The sequence below is a fragment of the Bacillota bacterium genome (genome assembly GCA_033549065.1).
In the GTDB taxonomy this organism is placed as follows: Bacteria; Bacillota; Dethiobacteria; order DTU022; family DTU022; genus JAWSUE01.
Window position 1 is genome coordinate 1 of record JAWSUE010000006.1, and the last position, 18,528, is coordinate 18,528.

Genomic DNA, 18,528 nt, shown 5'->3' on the forward strand with positions numbered 1-18,528 from the left:
AGCGTAACCTTAACACTTGACACATACTCCCATGTATTACCCGATATGCAGAAAGCTGCATCTGATAAAATTGGAAGTTTGCTTTTTGGCACACTTTCATAAATCCGCACACTATCCGCACACAAAAAGAAACTGGTTATTTTAACCAGTCCCCGAAAACCCCTTAAAATCTGGAGCCGACGAAGGGAATCGAACCCCCAACCTGCTGATTACAAATCAGCTGCTCTACCGTTGAGCTACGTCGGCAGCATATTGACCTCCAGAAAAAGCATTATCAGTATAGCTTATTTGTTAAAATACGTCAACAGAACATCAGGAGGAATTTACTGAAGATCTCTCGAAGATTTTATAGTAATAAAGTATCAATATTTCAGAAATAATCTTACAGGAGGACAGGGTATGCCTGGAGTAAAAGTAGCGATAATTGGAGGGACCGGAGTATATAACCAGTCCCTGTTGGAAGGCGAGCATGAAATATCCGTTGAAACCAGGTTTGGTTCAGTTGCGATGAGTGAAGGCTCTTATAAAGATAAGACAGTTTATTTTCTGGCCCGTCACGGCGGCGGGCATTCAGTACCGCCCCACCTTGTAAATTACAGGGCCAATATAGCAGCTTTGAAAAAACTTGGCGTAAATGCGATAATTTCCACTGCCGCTGTAGGTACCCTGAGGGAGGATATGCCTCCCGGAAGCAGGGTTGTAATTGATCAGTTTATTGATTATACAAAAAACAGGCCGCTTACTTTTTATGAAGGTGATAATGGACTGGTTGTACATACAGATTTTTCTGAACCATATTGCTATGAAGTAAGAGAGGCGATAATGAGAGCCGGATCAATCCTGAAAGAAAAACTAGTTGATGGCGCTTGCTATGTTTGTGCCGAGGGTCCGCGATTCGAAACCCCGGCTGAGATCAAAATGATGAAGAGTTGGGGAGGAGATCTGGTTGGTATGACCAATGTCCCGGAAGTTGTTTTAGCACGGGAAGCAGGCCTCTGTTACGCCACGATAGCGCTCCCGACAAATTATGCGGCCGGCATTTCGTCTTCTCCGCTGACTCATGAGGAAGTTCTGGAAGAAATGGAGAGAGGTAAACCGGTTCTTGATCAATTAATTGCTTCATCTATCGAACAAATTAAGCCGGGACACAGCTGCAGGTGTAGTGAATCAGGTAAATACTGGCCCAAGGAATGGTAGCTTATGAAAAAGAAAGATGATATTTTAACAATGTTCTGGAGTGACGGCTGCCTTCATTTGCTTGATCAACGCAGGCTTCCCCTGGAAGCCGTATACCGTAAATGCTGTTCCTCTGATGAAGTTATTGAATCTATCAAGGATATGACCGTCCGGGGAGCACCGGCTATCGGAATCGCTGCTGCTTACGGAATGGCTATAGCTGCCCGCGAGACTCTTGATGCCGGTTATAATTCTGAAAATACGCGTAAATATATTAAAGAGATTGCAGAAAAGTTGCGATTTTCCAGGCCGACTGCAGTTAACCTGACCTGGGCTGTAGATTGTCTGATCAGGTTGTTGGAAGAAAACTCAAAAGCAACTCCGGATCAGATATTTACCGCATTTGTTGCTGAAGCAGAGCGAATTCACTCTGAAGATATTGAAAACAATTATTTGATCGGAAAGCATGGCTCAACGCTTATAAAAAAAGGTTCTTCGCTTCTAACCCACTGCAATGCCGGAGCCCTGGCAACAGGAGGATACGGTACGGCTGTTGGAGTAATCAGGACGGCTTTCGATGAAGGTAAGGTTATTAAAGTTTATGTTGATGAAACAAGACCGCTTCTTCAGGGAGCCCGGATAACCGCTTTTGAAATGCTTCAATTAGATATACCGGCGGTGCTGATTACAGATAATAGCGCCGGTTATCTTATGTCAAGAAAAATGATCGATGCCATTATAGTCGGAGCAGATCGCATTGCTGCAAATGGTGATACGGCGAATAAAATAGGAACTTACTCTCTGGCGGTGCTTGCAAATTATCACCAAATACCTTTTTATGTTGCCGCCCCATTATCGACGATTGATCTGAATATACCCGATGGAAATCACATTGTAATTGAAGAGCGATCAGACGACGAAGTAACCAAAATTGGAGAATACAGGATCACTCCGGAAAAGATGGGTATATTAAATCCGGCTTTTGATGTAACGCCGGCAGAATTGATTACAGCAATAATAACTGAAAAGGGAGTAATCCGTGACCCGGATCTTGGAAAAATCAAAAATCTCTTTAAAGAGGAGGGCACAAGCTAGATGTCAATAATTGCAGTAAAAGAAGCTGTAATCATAACCCTTGATCCGGACAGACCAGCATTTTTCAGGGGTGATATTCTGATCGAAAAAGAATATATTCATGCCATAACCGAGCATCCAAATTCAATTGAAACTGAACATTCAGTAAAGGTTATTGACGGCAAAAATCTGATTATAATTCCCGGGTTGATCAACACCCATGGACATACAGCAATGACCCTCTTTCGCAGCTATGCAGATGATCTTCCTCTTCAGGAATGGCTGGAAAATAAAATATGGCCGGCGGAAGAATTACTGGAAAGTAATGATGTCTACTGGGGCACACTGCTCGGTATCGCTGAGATGATTAAGAGCGGAACCACTACATTTACAGATATGTATTTCTTTATGGATCGTGTTGCAGAAGCAACAGAAGAAAGTGGAATAAGGGCCATGCTTTCCAGGGGGTTGATCGGGTTGGGCAGCAGCGCGCAGGAAGGGCTTGAAGAAACAGAAGGTTTTATTAGAGATTGGCACGGTAGAGGTAATGGAAGAATCAACGTATCGCTGGGTCCCCATGCGCCCTATACATGTCCACCCGAATTTCTGAAAAAAGTAATAACTATGGCAGAAAAATATAACCGGCCTCTGCAGATCCATGTTTCAGAAACTAAAAAAGAGGTCGATGATTGTATTAAAGATTATGGATTAACCCCACCTAAATTGCTTTATGATACCGGTCTATTTGACTGCAAGACTATTGCCGCGCATTGTGTTCATTTAACGGATGAAGATATAGAACTGATGGCTGAAAAAGACGTAGGAATTGCTCATAACCCGGGCAGCAACCTGAAGCTTGGAAGCGGCATAGCGCCTGTATCTAAAATGCTCTCAAAAGGACTAAAAGTCGGTATAGGAACTGACGGTACTGCCAGTAACAATAATCTAGATATGATAGAAGAGATCCGTTTTGCGGCTCTCCTGGAAAAAGGACTGTTCATGGATCCAACCAGGATTAATGCGGAAACTGCTCTTAAAATGGCTACATCAATGGGCGCAGAAGTATTGGGATTACCCTCTACAGGAGTAATAAAAGAAGGTTTTAAAGCAGATCTGATTGGTCTAAAAACCGACCTTCCGCATTGGACGCCAATGAATAACCCTATGGCGAATCTCGTTTACTCTTCAGCTGCTGCAGATGTTGATCTAGTCATAGTAGACGGCAGAATCCTGATGGAAAATAGAACGCTGAAAACCCTTGATGAAGAAAAAATCAGGTTTGAAGCGTCACGATGTGCCAGACGGTTGTTAGAAGGGAGATAAAGTAGTAATTAGCCATGAAAAATATGCATATTTTAATAACCAATGATGATGGTATATTTGCCGAAGGTATCCAGTATCTAAGCCAAATACTTTATGAGAATGATTGCAATACCCGTCTTTCAATAATTGCTCCGGATCGGGAACGGAGCGCTGTTGGACATGGAATTACAATGCACCGTCCGCTCCGTGTAGACAAGGTCAACTTTATTCATAATGCTGAGCTTTCCGGGTGGTCGGTGAATGGAACACCCTCTGATTGTGTCAAACTGGCGATTGAAGCAATTCTCGATGAAAAGCCTGACCTGGTGATATCAGGAATCAACAGGGGCAGTAATCTTGGGACAGATGTCCTATATTCCGGGACTGTATCCGCAGCCGTTGAAGGCCTGATCATGGGTATACCATCAATTGCAATTTCACTGACTGATCGGGGCAAAAGCGAAGATTATATATTCGCTGCCCGCTACATCTGTAAAATAATTCCCAGGTTGTTGGAAAATGAATTTCCTGCAGCAACCCTGCTTAATATAAATGTTCCTGTTGATACAGATGGTATTAAGGGTACAAGGATAACAAGCCTGGGTAACAGACGGTATCGTAATACATTTGATAAACGTCTTGATCCGAGAGGCATGATATACTACTGGCTTGCCGGCGAACTGGTCGATGACGATCCGGAGGATGCTGACAGCGATACAAAGGCTATCCGGGAAGGTTATATTTCAGTAACACCGGTTCATTTTCAACTAACCAACAAGGAAGCAATGCCACTTTTTAATAAGATCCTGAGTGAGATCTAAAATGATGCCTGTGAGGAGATTTGAAGTTGTATAACTTAGAACCTGCGGGAAAAAATTGTTTTAAAATTAAACGGCAGGGCAACATGCGGGCAAATGTACTCGTCTACCTGAACAGTGAACTTTACCATTCATTTTCAGAAGATCAATCTTTGCAGCAGTTGGTGGATGCGGCATCTTTAAATGGTGTTCTCGATCCGGTTATCGGTATGCCTGATATCCATACCGGATTCGGGTTACCCATCGGGGGCGTTATGGCCATGGATGCTGAGGATGGCCTTGTTTCGGCCGGAGCTGTTGGGATGGATATAAACTGTGGGGTCAGGCTTCTTAAAACAAACCTGTCTACACGTGAACTTAATCAGAAACAGCTTAAAACATTAATTAAAAGGATAGAAGATCGCGTTCCAAGCGGGATCGGCCAAAAAAGCAAGCATGCCGGAATGATTCAGAAAAACTTTAAATCACTGATCGAAAAAGGGGTTCCATGGCTAATCGAATTAGGTTTTGGAAGATCTGAAGATCTCGAAAGTATTGAAGAAAGAGGTTACATTGAAGGCGCGGATATCAGGACAGTGAGCAGTGAAGCAATTAACAGGGGATTGCAGCTTTCAACAATCGGCGGGGGTAATCATTTTATTGAAATCGGTTACATTGATCAGGTTTTCGATAAAGCAACAGCAGATATATTCGGTTTGAAAGAAGGACTTCTAACCATACTGATCCATACCGGGAGCCGCGGCTTCGGGCACCAGATCTGCACCGATTACACGGCAATTATGAAAAAAGCCGCCCCCCGCTATAGCATTCAGATACCTTCGCCTGGCCTTGCATCCGTTCCGATTAAATCAAAGGAAGGTGAAAAGTATCTCTCGGCGATGGCCTGTGCAATTAATTTTGCCTTCTGTAACCGACAGTGGATTGCCGACGATATTCGCAAGGCCTTTGCCGGGTACCTGGGAGGCTCTGATCACGACTATGATCTAAGCCTTCTTTATGATGTGGCGCACAATACAGCACGGTTCGAATCTATTAAAGGGAAAAATATGCTGGTTCACCGAAAAGGGGCTACCAGGGCTTTACCGGCCAATCATCCGTCAAACCCAGAAAAGTACCGTTTTACAGGACATCCGGTACTGATTCCGGGCAGTATGGGCAGCGCTTCCTATATCATTACCGCCGAGCAGGGTGTAGACGTAATTTATAATTCAGTCAACCATGGTGCTGGAAGGGTAATGTCAAGAACGGCGGCTAAAAAAAATATCTCGGTCGAACAGTTAAAAGACCGCCTGGGTGAAGTTATCGTATCCGGACGTAGTTATAGGGCATACCTGGATGAAGCTCCCCAGGCTTACAAAAACATCGATGCCGTGGTGGAAACGTTTGTGGAGGTCGGTTTAAGCCGCAAGATTGCCCGCTTACTGCCGATTGCAGTTATCAAGGGAGAAGGCGGAGACAGTTAGTAATAATTTTAATGATCAAAACTGAAACATTGAGGGTGGGTAATTGATGCTTTATCTTAACGAAAAAGATATAACCGGGGCAGCCGGTTACGATGAAATTATGGATGTTATCGAAGAAGCATACAAGATAGAGGGCAGTAAAGATTATTACATGCCTCCCCGAATGTATGTAAACCAGGGAGAGAATACTATACTTTACATGCCCTGCTTTATCGAAAAGGCATTCGGGACCAAGATTTTAACCCTATTCCCCGGTAATGCAGCCCAGGGGAAACCGGTAATTGAAGGTGTTGTCCTGCTAAATGATCTGCTAACCGGCACGATTTTAGCTATATTCGATGGAGCGAAATTAACAGCGATGCGAACCGGAGCGGTCGGGGGAGTAGGTATAAGACATACTGCACCGAAAAATGCCAAAAATCTGGGTCTGATTGGTGCCGGTGTCCAGGGATACCACCAGGTACTGTTTGCCAGCCAGGCCAGGCCGATAAAAAATATATTGCTTTATGACTCTAACGGTGAGAAAAGGGAGAAAACATTAAAAATGCTGGAAGAAGTATTGCCCCATCTTGATGCAAGAGTCGCAGAAGGGCCGGAAGAGATTCTGCAGTTTGCGGATATAGTTATAACCGCCACTCCCTCGGAAACCCCGGTGCTTCCCGATGATCCTCAACTACTGGCCGGAAAAAGCTATATCGGAATCGGCTCGTATAAACCACAGATGCGTGAATTCCCGGAATCACTCTATTCGCTGGTGAAAAATGTATTTATCGACACGGTACACGGCCTTGAAGAATCAGGAGATTTGATCACCCCCTTGAAGAAAGATTGGATCAGCAGGGATCAGATTGTTCCTTTTAACGAATACCTGGAATCAAAAAGAAACAATTATCCACAAAATGAAACCACACTTTTCAAGTCGGTCGGAATGGCTTTATTTGATATTACTGTTGCAGAACTGATTTACCGGAAGGCGCTGGAAAAAGGGATTGGACAGAATATAATTCGCTAGGAGTAGATACATGAACAAGCTACCGCCAAGTATATTCAATGACGTTATCGGACCTGTTATGCGGGGCCCGTCAAGCTCTCATACAGCGGCATCGGTCAGAATCGGCCGGATCATTAACCAATATGTCAGTGGCGAAATTAAATCATGTATAGTAGAGTTTACACCTTCAGGTTCACTGGCCACTACCTATCATGGTCAGGGGACTGATATCGGTATTGCCGCCGGACTGCTCGGTTTGAATACCGATGAAAAAAACCTGGTCAACTCCCTTAACAAAGTTAAAACTCTAGGTATTGATTTGAAGTTTCAAATTGTTGATTATCAGGCAAAACACCCCAATACATACCGGATAAGAGTTGTTGATAAAGATAATCTTTCAACAGAATTTCTTTTTTTGTCAACCGGAGGGGGTATGATCGAACTGCTGAGAATCAACAACTTTGAGTTTTCGATAAAAGGAGATAATTTTGTAACTTTATTTTTTATCAGCGATTCAGATCTAACAAAGCTTAACAATTTTACTGACACAATAGAGTCTTTGATTCCCGGTAAGTTTAAATTGCACCATGCCAGTGATCCTTTATCGGAACTATTTATATTGGAGACTGCTGATAAATTGCCTCCAGGAGTATTAAATTCAATTTCGAAATTACGGCAAGATTTGAATTTACCCGGGAAGACTGTTGAACTGGATCCTGTTATGCCGGTTCGTTCAATTGTAAACGATTATTTTCTTTATCCGGATGCCGATAAGCTATATAAAATTATGGAGAAAAATGATCAGCCACTATGGAAAATCGCTGTACAATATGAAAGCGCAAGAGGGAGTATAACTGAAGACGATGTTATACAGTTCGCTGAAAACCTGGCTCGGGTTATGAAAAATTCTGTTGTCGAAGGCCTTTCGGGCACTAAATACGATAACAGAATTTTAGGTGCCCAGGCAGCTAATATCCTAAAAAGCGGCCAGCCTCTGCTTGGAGGTGCCTACCTGAAAAAGATCATTGCTTATTCCACGGCAGTTATGGAAGTTAAAAGTGCCATGGGAACGATAGTAGCCGCTCCTACAGCTGGTTCCTGTGGAGTTCTTCCGGGTGCGCTGATAACAACAGCAGAGGAACTTGAAATATCTGATCAAAATCTTGCCCGGGCAGTTCTGGCTGCCGGAATAATCGGGGTGCTAATTGCCTGGAAGAGTACCTTTGCCGCAGAAGAATGTGGATGCCAGGCTGAGTGCGGATCAGCATCAGCAATGAGTGCTGCAGCCCTGGTTCAAATGACCGGTGGCAGCCCGAAACAGGCTATGGATGCGGCGGCTCTTGCCCTGCAGAGTATTCTGGGTTTGGCCTGCGATCCTGTTGCAGACAGGGTGGAAGTACCCTGTCTCGGTAAAAATATCCTGGCTGCCTTGAATGCTGTAGCCGCTGCGAATATGTCTCTGGCCGGATTCGACAAAGTAATTCCATTGGATGAATCAATTGAGGCGCTTGATCAGGTCGGCCGACTGCTTCCCCCGGAACTCTGCTGTACCGGAAAAGCGGGGCTGTCAATAACTAGAACAGCTCAAGCAATTCACAAGCATTTAGGTAAGTGAATTATGATATAATATAGGCTGTGATGGCAATAATATCTTACACCCAGGCTAAATTCCATAAAAAGACATTAATTGAACAATTTATATATTTTGGAGGTGGAATTTTTGAAAATTGTAGAAAAGAATGAAGAGTTATGTACTCTCTGCGGCGCCTGTGAAACAACCTGTTCATCGTATTATTTCAAAGAGGATAACCGAGAAAAATCATCCATTCAGGTTGAAGAGATCGGCGAAGATCCAGGGGTTGCCATTAAAGTTTGCAACCAGTGTGGAGTCTGCATTGATGTATGCCCGGTGTTGGCTTTATCCAGAGCGAAGAGCGGGGTGGTAATCTTAAATAAAAAACTCTGTGTCGGCTGCTTCAACTGTGTGGGGGTATGTCCCACACAGACAATGTTCTGGCACGAATCGCTGACCGAGCCTTTCAAATGTATATCCTGCGCCCGCTGCACGAAAGAATGTCCCACCGAAGCAATTTTCATGGAAGAAGTGGAAATCCCCTATAAGGAGGCGACTCGTAATGTCTGATAATCTGGATAAAATACGTGATTCCAGAAAGGTGCTTGCCGAGTTTAACTATGAACCGGCAACTGTAGAGAAAGGGTATTCCGGTAAAACACTCTATGTCAATCTTTCTGATTTGTCGGTTAAACCGAAAGATGTTACTCAGCAGATGAAAGATAAATTTATCGGAGGAAAGGGTTTCGGCCTCTGGTATCTATGGAATGCAGTAACTCCGAAAACAAAATGGAGCGACCCGGAAAATGAAATAGTTATATCTCCGGGACCGATTGGTGGTATTACCCAGTACCCCGGTTCGGGTAAATCTCTGGTTGTTACACTTTCACCGCTTACCAATCTTGTTATTGACAGCAATGTGGGCGGCTTTTTCGGTCCATTTATGAAGTTTTCCGGATGGGATGCTCTTGAAATACAGGGTAAGGCTGAAAAAAATGTTGTCGTAGTTATTGATGGAGATTCGGGAAAGGTTACCATTGAAGAAATAGAAATTGACCCGGGTGCAAGCCATCTTGTAAGCGAGCAGCTTACAGAGTTGTTCGCAGAAAATGAGCGTGATAAGAAAAATATTTCTGTTGTTTCATCGGGAATCGGCGGAGAGCATACAAAAGTGGGAATTCTTAATTTCTCCTTTTATGACTTACGACGAAAGGTTGCCAGAATGAAGCAGGCAGGACGTGGTGGGATCGGGACTGTTTTCAGGGATAAGAAATTAGCAGCGCTTGTAGTAAAATATTCGAGCCTCAGTGGAAAAAGCAATAACCCTGCTTATCCTGAAATAATTGCCAAAACGGGTGTTAAAATCACCCGGGAGATAAATAAATTCGATGATCAACAGTTCAGGATGAGGCAAATAGGTACGGCCAACTTAATGACACCAATGAATGATTACGACTTACTTCCTGTACACAATTTCAAATATGGTTCCCACCCCGATGCAGTAAAAATTTCATCCGAGGTTCTTCGCAGTAGATTTACTCAAAATATGCCTGATGGCTGCTGGGTTGGCTGTGCTCTCTCCTGCTGCAAGGCAGTGGATAATTACCAACTTAAAACTGGACCGTTTAAAGGCGAAAAAGTGCTGGTAGACGGGCCTGAATATGAAAATGCTGCCGGTCTTGGTTCAAACTGCGGTATTTTTGATCCGGATTACGTAATTGAGGCTAACTTCTACTGTGATACATACGGAATCGACACTATTTCAACCGGAACAATAATCGCCTTTGCCATGGAGTGTTATGAAAATGGAATCATTAACAAGGAGATAACAGGCGGGCTCGAGTTGAGCTTTGGTAATGCTGATGCAGCGATGGAGTTGCTTCACCAGATGGGCCAGGGCCGCGGCTTTGGAAAAGTAGCCGGACAGGGCGTCCGGCGGATGAAAAAGATATTTTCTGAAGAATATGGCGCCGATCCTGCCTTTTTACAGGATATCGGTATGGAAAACAAGGGGCTTGAATATTCCCAGTATCAGGCCAAGGAATCGCTTGCCCAGCAGGGCGGCTATGCTTTGACCAACAAGGGACCACAGCATGATGAAGCCTGGTTGATTTTCATGGATATGGTTAATAACCAGCTTCCCACTTTTGAAAAAAAAGCGGAAGCACTTCATTATTTTCCAATGTTCAGAACATGGTTTGGTCTGCAGGGTCTCTGTAAGCTTCCCTGGAATGATATCATTCCGGAAGGAAATGCGATGACAGAAAGTCCTGAAAAAATACCCGAACATGTTCAAAACTACGTAGATCTATTCTACGGGGTTACCGGAGTTAAAATTGATAAGGATGAGCTGATCCGCCAGTCAGAAAGAGTATATAACTTCCAGAGAGTCTTCAATCTGAGGATGGGATATGGAACCAGGGAACATGATGCCGCTCCATACCGGGCTCTTGGTCCTGTTACGGAAGAAGAATACGAGTCCAGGGTGGAACGATATGATAAACAGCTCAAGGAAGATGTAGGGATTAATCCATCCGGGATGACAACAGCAGAAAAAGTAAAAGAAATGCGCAAATATCGCGAAAACCGTTATGAAACACTGATCGATGTGGTTTACAAAAGAAGAGGATGGACCAATAATGGTGTGCCTACCTTAGAGCACTTAAAAGAAATAGGCATGGATCTGCCGGAAGTAGTGGAAGTTGTCAAGGATCATCTATAAGACAAAGGAGAATTTAAATGATTGAAGTTAACGGCAGAAAAATGGATTGGCGTGATAATCTGACCGTTGAAAAGCTGCTCAGTGAGATGAATTATACCTACCCAATGATCCTTGTCAAGGTGAACGGACAACCGGTTAAAGCAGAAGAATGGTCGGAGTTTATTATACCTGACAATGCAGTTGTTCAGGCTCACCATCTTATTGCCGGTGGGTGATTATAAGATAAGAATATTTAGTATTTTCAGTTTAAAGGAAAGTCTGGTTGGATAGCGAATTAAAAAACTCGTGAATAAGGTAAGACTATTAAGTATAATAGGATTGTATGTCGTATTCGAAAGGATTTAGTTTTTAGTTAATTATGCAGGGAGGGGATACGGGCAATATAGATCAATTCTTGAGAAAAAGGTTAGTTGAAGAATTCAAATCATTATTGCGTTGAAATTTACTTTTAGGGGAGGTCATTTGATTTGATTAAGAAACAATGGATTATAATGCTCGTTTTGGTTTTGTTTGCCTTTGGTATCTTTGGCTGCGGTCAGGATACAACCGGCCCGGATGATGAGGGTCCGGGTGAAGAAGAGGGTACCATCTTGATCGGTATAATGGTTCCAGTAACAGGTGCATATTCTGAGAATGGAATTGACATGGAAAATGCTGTTAAACTGGCGGTTAATGAAATCAATGCCGCCGGGGGAATTTTAGGTCACACAGTTGTCACAACAACTGGTGATGATGAATGCGATCCCGCTAAAGCAACAGCAGCTGCAAGTAAGCTTGTTTCTGAAGAAGTTGTTGGTGTTGTCGGCGGATACTGTTCCGGCGCCACACTGCCAACCCTAAAGATATACGGTGATGCTGGAATTCCACTCGTCGTAGCTGCAGCAAATGCAACCAGTCTTGTCGAAGAAAACCCGGGTTGGACTTTCATGATTAACAGTACTGGTGATATGCAGGCAGAAAATGCAATTGGCTGGTTTGAAAAGCAAGGAGTTGAAACTATCGGTCTAATCGACGATGGAAGTGCATTTGCCACTGACCTGAAAATGCTGACCAAACAACAGTGGGAAGCAAAAGGAAAAATTGTTCTGACCGATGATACCGTTACGACTGGAGAGCAGGATTTTTCTGCTCTTGTAACAACAATTATGTCTGCCAATCCGGATGGTATCTACTGGACCGCATATCACGCTGAGGGAGCTCTAATTGTACGTCAGCTCCGCGAGGCAGGGTATGAAGGCATAATTATCGTAGCCGACGGATCGAGTGCACCGGCATTTATAGAACTTGCGGGCCCTTATGCCGATGGAGTATTTTGTACAGCCCCACCATTTGCTGACCTAAACCCGGCTGCAGCAGAATTTGTTACCAATTATAAAGAAATGTTTAACTCAGATCCTGGTGCATACTCAGGCCTTACCTACGATGCCATGTACCTCTTGGCTGATGCCATCGAACGTGCAGGTTCATTTGATGATACCGCCATCAAGGATGCCCTTGCTGCTACAGATGGATTCCAGGGAATTTCCGGCGAGGTAATGTTTACAGAAAAGAATACATTAGGAAGAAGCAACTTCGTAATCCTTGTTGTGGAAGATGGAAAATGGACATTCGCTGAATAAACCTAAGGACATAGAGAAGCGCAGGCCTGGATCTATCAGGCCTGCGCTTCATAATGATGGGGTGAATAAATGTCTTTCTGGGAAATTTTTGCACAGCAGCTTTTCAACGGGTTATTGATTGGTTCGTTTTATGGTCTGGTTGCTATCGGTTATTCAATGGTTTATGGAATTATTAAACTTCTGAATTTCGCCCATGGTGATATTTACATGTTTGGGGCATTTACAGGAATGGTGGCTCTCGGATTATTGTCACCAGCCTTTGGTAACGCATGGCTGGGTATAATTGCCGCATTGTTGATTACCATGGTCTTTGTTGGCCTTTTTGGAGTCACAATTCAAAGAGTTGCCTACCGCCCTATGCTTAAAGCTCCTCGACTATCAATATTAATCACTGCTCTTGCTGTTTCAATGATCATCTATAATAGCATGCTACTGATAACACAGGGCCAGGCAAGGCCTTTTCGTACCGGTTTAACTCATGAAAGCTTTTTTATTGGACCACTGCGTTTAACAGAAACCCGTATTGTTTTATTAGTTGCTGCTCTTGCCTTAATGTTTTTAATGCATATGTTTATTACACGTACAATGTACGGAAAGGCAATGCGTGCAATAGCACTTGATAGGGATACCTGCCAGCTGATGGGAATCAATGTATACAAAATTATTGCTATTACTTTTTTTGTTGGATCATCACTTGCAGCGGCTGCAGGTATTATGGCAGGAGTTTATTATGGAACAATCCACTTCTTCATGGGATTTTTAATCGGTTTAAAAGCCTTTACAGCAGCGGTTATTGGAGGTATAGGCATTATACCGGGTGCCATGCTCGGAGGATTACTCTTGGGGCTTCTAGAGGCATTTGCTACCCAGATTCCCTTTGTTGGCACAGTTTGGAAAGATGTTTTTTCATTCGTATTTTTAATTTTATTTCTAATCTTCAAGCCTACCGGTATACTTGGGCGTGTTGAGAGTGAAAGGATGTAATGCTTAATGGCAGAGATGAAAAAGTCGTCACATTCACCAAAAAAGTATCCGGCAGTGATCGATCAAATTTATAATTTGTTTGACAACAATGTTTTACGCTATTTTACCTTTTTTATTATAATATCCTTCCTGATAATTTTGCCTCAAACTTCAAGTAGATTTACTCAAGAAGTTATGTCCAACCTTTTCTTCTACATCACTGTATGTCTCGGATTGAATATTATTGTCGGTTTTGCCGGGCTTCTTCATCTCGGTTATGCTGCATTTATTGCGGTTGGAGCTTATACAACAGGCATTTTAAGTGCTGTATATGGAATAAATTTTTGGGCAACCCTACCGGTTAGTATACTGGCGGCTATTATAGCAGGGTTAGCAATCGGTGCCCCCACATTAAGATTAAGAGGCGACTACCTTGCAATTGTTACTTTAGGTTTTGGTGAGATTGTTAGACTTACAGTTAGAAATATAGGTATAACTGGAGGAGCAATAGGTTTAATTGGGATTGAAAGACCTGTGATTTTTGGTTATGTTTTAAATCAAATTACACATTTTTATTATATGTTTTTTATTTTAGCAATTTTAGCAATATTTACTTCATACCGCCTACATAATTCACGTATGGGTAGAGCCTGGGAGTACATCAGGGAAGATGAAGATGCGGCTTCCGCAATGGGTATTAATGTTGTATCAGCAAGGCTTTATGCATTCATTATCGGTTCTGCTTTTGGAGCCCTTGCCGGTTCATTATACTCTGCCAAAATGACAGCAATATCACCAGAATCGTTTATGTTTCTTCATTCAGTAATGTTTCTTTTAGCTGTCGTTTTAGGCGGGATGGGGAAGATACCGGGAGTTATTTTGGGTGCAGCAATTGTAACAATATTTCCTGAAATATCGAGAGACATCGGTCAATACCGATTAATAATATTCGCCTTTGTTCTTCTTCTTTTGATGCTTTATCGTCCACAGGGTATATGGCCCGATCGTCAATACATATCAACAAAAAAATAATGGGGTGTTGCGGTGGCTCTTTTAGAAATTAAAGACTTAACGTTAAGATTTGGCGGTCTGTGTGCTGTCAATAATTTATCACTGGAAATTGAGGAAGGATCAATACGAAGTTTGATTGGGCCGAACGGTGCCGGCAAAACCTGTGTATTTAACTGCCTTACCGGTTTTTATAAGCCTAGCAGCGGAGATATGATTTTCAAAGGGGAAAGTTTACTTAATAAAAAGCCACATGTTATTACTTACATGGGCATGGCTCGCACATTCCAGAATCTTAGATTGTTTAAACAGATGACTGTCCTCGAGAATGTCATGTCTGGAATGCATTGTAGAACTAATGCCGCATTTATCGCCACTGTCCTTCGAACAAAAGAACAGCAGAAAGAAGAGAAAATGATCCGGGAAGTTGCGGAGGAGTGCCTTGACTTTGTGGGAATTTTAGATAAAAAAAACCAGCTAGCCAAAAATTTACCTTACGGCGACCAACGACGTATTGAATGGGCCAGGGCTTTGGCCACTCAACCTAAACTTCTTCTGCTTGATGAACCGGCTGCAGGCTTAAATCGTGATGAAAAATCTAGATTAATCGACTTGATGAAGAAAATTCGTGAAGAAAGAAAAATTACGATTTTTCTAATCGAACACGATATGGGTTTAGTCATGAAAATATCAGAAAATATTTTCGTCATCGATTACGGAGTAAAGATAGCCGAAGGAACCACGAAAGAAGTCCGAGATAATCCTCGTGTAATTGAAGCTTATCTTGGCAAGGAAGAAAAGGAGAATGCCGTATGAGTGAAACAGTGCTTGAATTAAAAGAACTTGAAACTAAATACGGTCAGATCTACGCTCTGAGAGGCATTGATATTAAAGTTAAGAAAGGTGAAATAGTCGCTTTGCTCGGAGCAAATGGAGCAGGTAAAAGTACAACACTTAAAACAATTTCGGGTCTTGTTCATGCATTTTCCGGAACTGTAAATTTTTTCAGCGAGGATATTACGCGTCATGACCCTTATGCTATAGTGGAAAAAGGGCTTATTCACGTTCCTGAAGGACGAATGATTTTTAAAGAGCTGTCGGTCTTAGAAAATCTTGAATTAGGTTCATTTACCCTTAAAGATAATGCAGAACGACAAAAAAGAATAGATAAGGTGTTTAAAATTTTCCCCGTACTTAGCGAAAGGAAAAAACAGATGGGCGGTTTTCTGTCGGGAGGAGAACAGCAAATGCTGGCCATCGGCAGAGCCTTAATGACGGAGCCAAAGCTTTTAATGCTTGATGAGCCATCGATGGGTTTAGCCCCAATAATTGTACAAAATATTATGGATATCATCAAACAAATAAATAATGAGGGTACAACAATTTTGCTGGTGGAGCAAAACGCCAAGGTTGCTCTGAAACTAGCCGACAGGGGTTATGTCCTTGAAACAGGTGAAATTGTCATGGAGGGAGAAGCATCTATACTTAGCCAAGACGAAAGTATTGTAAAAGCTTACCTGGGTGAATAAAATAAATGCAACATTTTGAACGAACTAAATATTATCTTTTAATATTTATTTTTGCTATATTACTTACTGCAGCGAATGCTTCAACAGAGGCATCCGAAACACTAAAAGAAGGTGAGGGAGAAATCCTTTATTACTTTTGGGGCCATTGTCCGGTATGCAGCAAGCCAGAGGACCACGTCGGTTTATTTGAAGACTATCCTGTTACAGTTGAAATCTATGAAGTATTTTATGACCAGGACGGACGAGCGATTTACGATCAAAAAAGAAACGAACTGGGTATCGAAATTTTCGGTTTCCCTACAGTAGTCTTTGGCGATAGATACTGGATAGGTTTTTCTGAAGTTAATCAGAATGATATTCTCGCCACTATAGAGGCTTCACTTTCTGCTGAATCTGAAGAAAGTGAGATAAATACTGTCAGGTTTCCCATGATCGGTGAAATTAACCTTGAAACTACGCCAATTCTTCTTACAACTGTTATCATCGCTTCCCTTGATGGGTTTAACCCCTGCTCGCTCTTTGTTCTTACATTTCTGCTTGCCATAATTGTTCATTCTGCATCGCGCAGAAGAATATTTGCGGTCGGTTTAACCTTTCTGATCGTTACTGCTGCCGTTTACGGATTATTTATGCTGGGTGTTCTTAATATCATGATCTTTGTCGGCCAACTTTTCTGGATCCGCAATATTGTTGCAGCAATTGTTATCATACTCGGCCTGGTCAGTATCAAAGATTTCTTCTGGTTTAAAGAAGGGATATCATTTTCCATTCCGGATTCATATAAAAGTAAGTTTTACAAGCAGGTCCGCAATATATTCTACACGAAATCTTTTATCCCCATGGTCCTGGCAACAGTCGTCATGGCCCTTGGCATATCTTTGGTTGAGATACCCTGTACTGCAGGCTTTCCCTTTATCTGGAGCAGTATAATAAGTAGAATGGACCTTTCAATTACTCAATTTGCTCTTTTATTTGTTTTATACATCTTTTTATACCTTCTAATTGAGCTGATCATCTTTGCCGTGGCCATGATCAGGATGCGCGCAGTTAAATTAACTGAAGAGAGAGGACGTCTGCTAAAGCTTGCCGCAGGCTGCCTTATGCTTGTTCTCGGTTTTATCCTCTTGGTTAAGCCTGATTATATGGAAAATATTGTTGGGCTCACTGCAACATTTGCAGCTTCTACCGCTCTTATTATAATATTGTATTATTGCCAAAAGATTTTTAGTAAAAAATCATAATGCATAATGGAGGTTTTAAAGATGGATTGGGATCCGCCTGATGACTGGATCAGCATCACTGCTATTGACGCTCATACGGGAGGTGAACCCCTACGTATCTATACCGGCGGTTACCCCGTCCTGAAGGGGGCAACAATTCTTGATAAAAGACGTCATGCTATGTCTAATTTCGACCATTTGCGAACCGCTACGATGTGGGAGCCCCGAGGACACGCCGACATGTATGGATGCCTGGTTACTGAACCGGTAACTCCTGATGGACATTTCGGTGTTTTATTTTTACACAATGAAGGTTACAGCAGTATGTGCGGTCATGGAATTATTGCAGTAACAAAGGTCGTCCTTGAAACCGGTATGCTGAATTTGCCTGAAGATATCAGGGAAGTAAAAATTGATACACCGGCAGGGAGGGTGATTTCAACACCTCACTGGAAAAACGGCCGAGTGGCAGAAGTATCTTTCCTCAATGTTCCTTCTTTTGTCTATGCTTTCGATCAACAGATTGATGTACCGGGCTTGGGCTTAATTAATTATGACATTGCTTTCGGCGGAGCTTTTTATGCCTTTGTCAGGGCTGAAGAGGTTGAGGTGGAATTGAATGAAAAAGGATTCCGAAGATTAATAGAACTGGGAGTCAATATTAAACAGGCTGTCATGGATCGAAGAAAAGTAGTTCACCCCTTCGAAGAAGATCTTAGTTTTCTCTACGGGGTTATTTTTGTCGGAAAAGCCTATGAAAAAGAGAATCACAGCAGAAATGTCTGTATTTTTGCCGATGGAGAGGTTGATCGAAGTCCTACCGGAACAGGGGTAAGCGCCAGGACTGCACTGCAACTGGCCCGAAACGAACTAAAAGTAGGAGAATCCTTTACTGTTGAATCAATATTAGGGACCTGTTTTAAAGGTGAGGCTGTGGAAAAGCTAAAATTTGGCGACTATGATGCAGTAATCCCTAAAGTCACCGGCTCTGCACATATCTGCGGAATTAATCGGATGCTGATTGATCCGGAAGATCCACTGAAATACGGATTTATATTGCGCTGATTTAA

The 18,528-nt window shown here is 42.6% G+C and carries 17 protein-coding genes and 1 tRNA gene; 17 read left to right on the plus strand and 1 reads right to left on the minus strand.

What is annotated here, in order from left to right; genetic code table 11:
• Positions 1–171: 171 nt before the first annotated feature.
• A tRNA-Thr gene (locus SCJ97_05100) sits at positions 172–246 on the minus strand.
• A gap of 153 nt (positions 247–399) precedes the next feature.
• Between SCJ97_05100 and mtnP the strand changes: the two genes are divergently transcribed.
• The 17 genes from mtnP to SCJ97_05185 all read left to right on the plus strand — a co-directional run bounded on the left by mtnP (position 400) and on the right by SCJ97_05185 (position 18,523).
• Positions 400–1,197, plus strand: a complete 798-nt coding sequence (mtnP, locus tag SCJ97_05105) for an S-methyl-5'-thioadenosine phosphorylase (GenBank protein ID MDW7739421.1) — start codon at positions 400–402, stop codon at positions 1,195–1,197.
• 3 nt (positions 1,198–1,200) lie between these two features.
• Positions 1,201–2,271 (plus strand): S-methyl-5-thioribose-1-phosphate isomerase, encoded by a 1,071-nt coding sequence (gene mtnA / locus SCJ97_05110; protein MDW7739422.1) that lies wholly within the window; start codon positions 1,201–1,203, stop codon positions 2,269–2,271.
• On the plus strand, positions 2,272–3,573 hold the full coding sequence (locus tag SCJ97_05115; GenBank protein MDW7739423.1) for an amidohydrolase: 1,302 nt from the start codon (positions 2,272–2,274) through the stop codon (positions 3,571–3,573).
• Positions 3,574–3,587: 14 nt separating this feature from the next.
• Positions 3,588–4,373 (plus strand): 5'/3'-nucleotidase SurE, encoded by a 786-nt coding sequence (surE, locus tag SCJ97_05120; GenBank protein ID MDW7739424.1) that lies wholly within the window; start codon positions 3,588–3,590, stop codon positions 4,371–4,373.
• 26 nt (positions 4,374–4,399) lie between these two features.
• The gene (locus tag SCJ97_05125) at positions 4,400–5,833 is read left to right on the plus strand and encodes an RtcB family protein (GenBank protein ID MDW7739425.1); all 1,434 of its coding nucleotides are present in this window, start codon (positions 4,400–4,402) and stop codon (positions 5,831–5,833) included.
• Between the two features lie 46 nt (positions 5,834–5,879).
• The gene (locus SCJ97_05130; GenBank protein ID MDW7739426.1) at positions 5,880–6,845 is read left to right on the plus strand and encodes an ornithine cyclodeaminase family protein; all 966 of its coding nucleotides are present in this window, start codon (positions 5,880–5,882) and stop codon (positions 6,843–6,845) included.
• 10 nt (positions 6,846–6,855) lie between these two features.
• Positions 6,856–8,439, plus strand: coding sequence for an L-serine ammonia-lyase, iron-sulfur-dependent, subunit alpha (locus SCJ97_05135; GenBank protein ID MDW7739427.1), 1,584 nt, complete (start codon positions 6,856–6,858; stop codon positions 8,437–8,439).
• 105 nt (positions 8,440–8,544) lie between these two features.
• Positions 8,545–8,967 carry a 4Fe-4S binding protein gene (locus SCJ97_05140; protein ID MDW7739428.1) on the plus strand — a complete coding sequence of 141 codons (423 nt, stop codon included), beginning with the start codon at positions 8,545–8,547 and terminating at the stop codon, positions 8,965–8,967.
• A complete protein-coding gene (locus tag SCJ97_05145) occupies positions 8,960–11,119 on the plus strand; it encodes an aldehyde ferredoxin oxidoreductase C-terminal domain-containing protein (protein ID MDW7739429.1) in 2,160 nt (719 codons plus the stop codon). The genes SCJ97_05140 and SCJ97_05145 overlap by 8 nt, the downstream gene beginning before the upstream one ends.
• Before the next feature lie 17 nt (positions 11,120–11,136).
• Entirely contained in the window at positions 11,137–11,334 is a 198-nt protein-coding gene (gene thiS / locus SCJ97_05150; protein MDW7739430.1) for a sulfur carrier protein ThiS, read from the plus strand.
• Positions 11,335–11,586: 252 nt separating this feature from the next.
• Entirely contained in the window at positions 11,587–12,738 is a 1,152-nt protein-coding gene (locus SCJ97_05155; protein MDW7739431.1) for a branched-chain amino acid ABC transporter substrate-binding protein, read from the plus strand.
• A gap of 69 nt (positions 12,739–12,807) precedes the next feature.
• Positions 12,808–13,722 (plus strand): branched-chain amino acid ABC transporter permease, encoded by a 915-nt coding sequence (locus SCJ97_05160; protein ID MDW7739432.1) that lies wholly within the window; start codon positions 12,808–12,810, stop codon positions 13,720–13,722.
• 6 nt (positions 13,723–13,728) lie between these two features.
• Positions 13,729–14,733 carry a branched-chain amino acid ABC transporter permease gene (locus SCJ97_05165; protein ID MDW7739433.1) on the plus strand — a complete coding sequence of 335 codons (1,005 nt, stop codon included), beginning with the start codon at positions 13,729–13,731 and terminating at the stop codon, positions 14,731–14,733.
• 12 nt (positions 14,734–14,745) lie between these two features.
• Positions 14,746–15,525, plus strand: a complete 780-nt coding sequence (locus tag SCJ97_05170; GenBank protein ID MDW7739434.1) for an ABC transporter ATP-binding protein — start codon at positions 14,746–14,748, stop codon at positions 15,523–15,525.
• Entirely contained in the window at positions 15,522–16,238 is a 717-nt protein-coding gene (locus tag SCJ97_05175) for an ABC transporter ATP-binding protein (protein ID MDW7739435.1), read from the plus strand. Before SCJ97_05170 ends, SCJ97_05175 begins: the two co-directional genes overlap by 4 nt.
• A 5-nt stretch (positions 16,239–16,243) precedes the next feature.
• Positions 16,244–17,479, plus strand: a complete 1,236-nt coding sequence (locus tag SCJ97_05180) for a hypothetical protein (GenBank protein MDW7739436.1) — start codon at positions 16,244–16,246, stop codon at positions 17,477–17,479.
• 21 nt (positions 17,480–17,500) lie between these two features.
• Complete coding sequence (locus tag SCJ97_05185; GenBank protein MDW7739437.1) at positions 17,501–18,523, plus strand: proline racemase family protein; 1,023 nt, start codon at positions 17,501–17,503, stop codon at positions 18,521–18,523.
• The last annotated feature ends 5 nt before the right edge of the window (positions 18,524–18,528 follow it).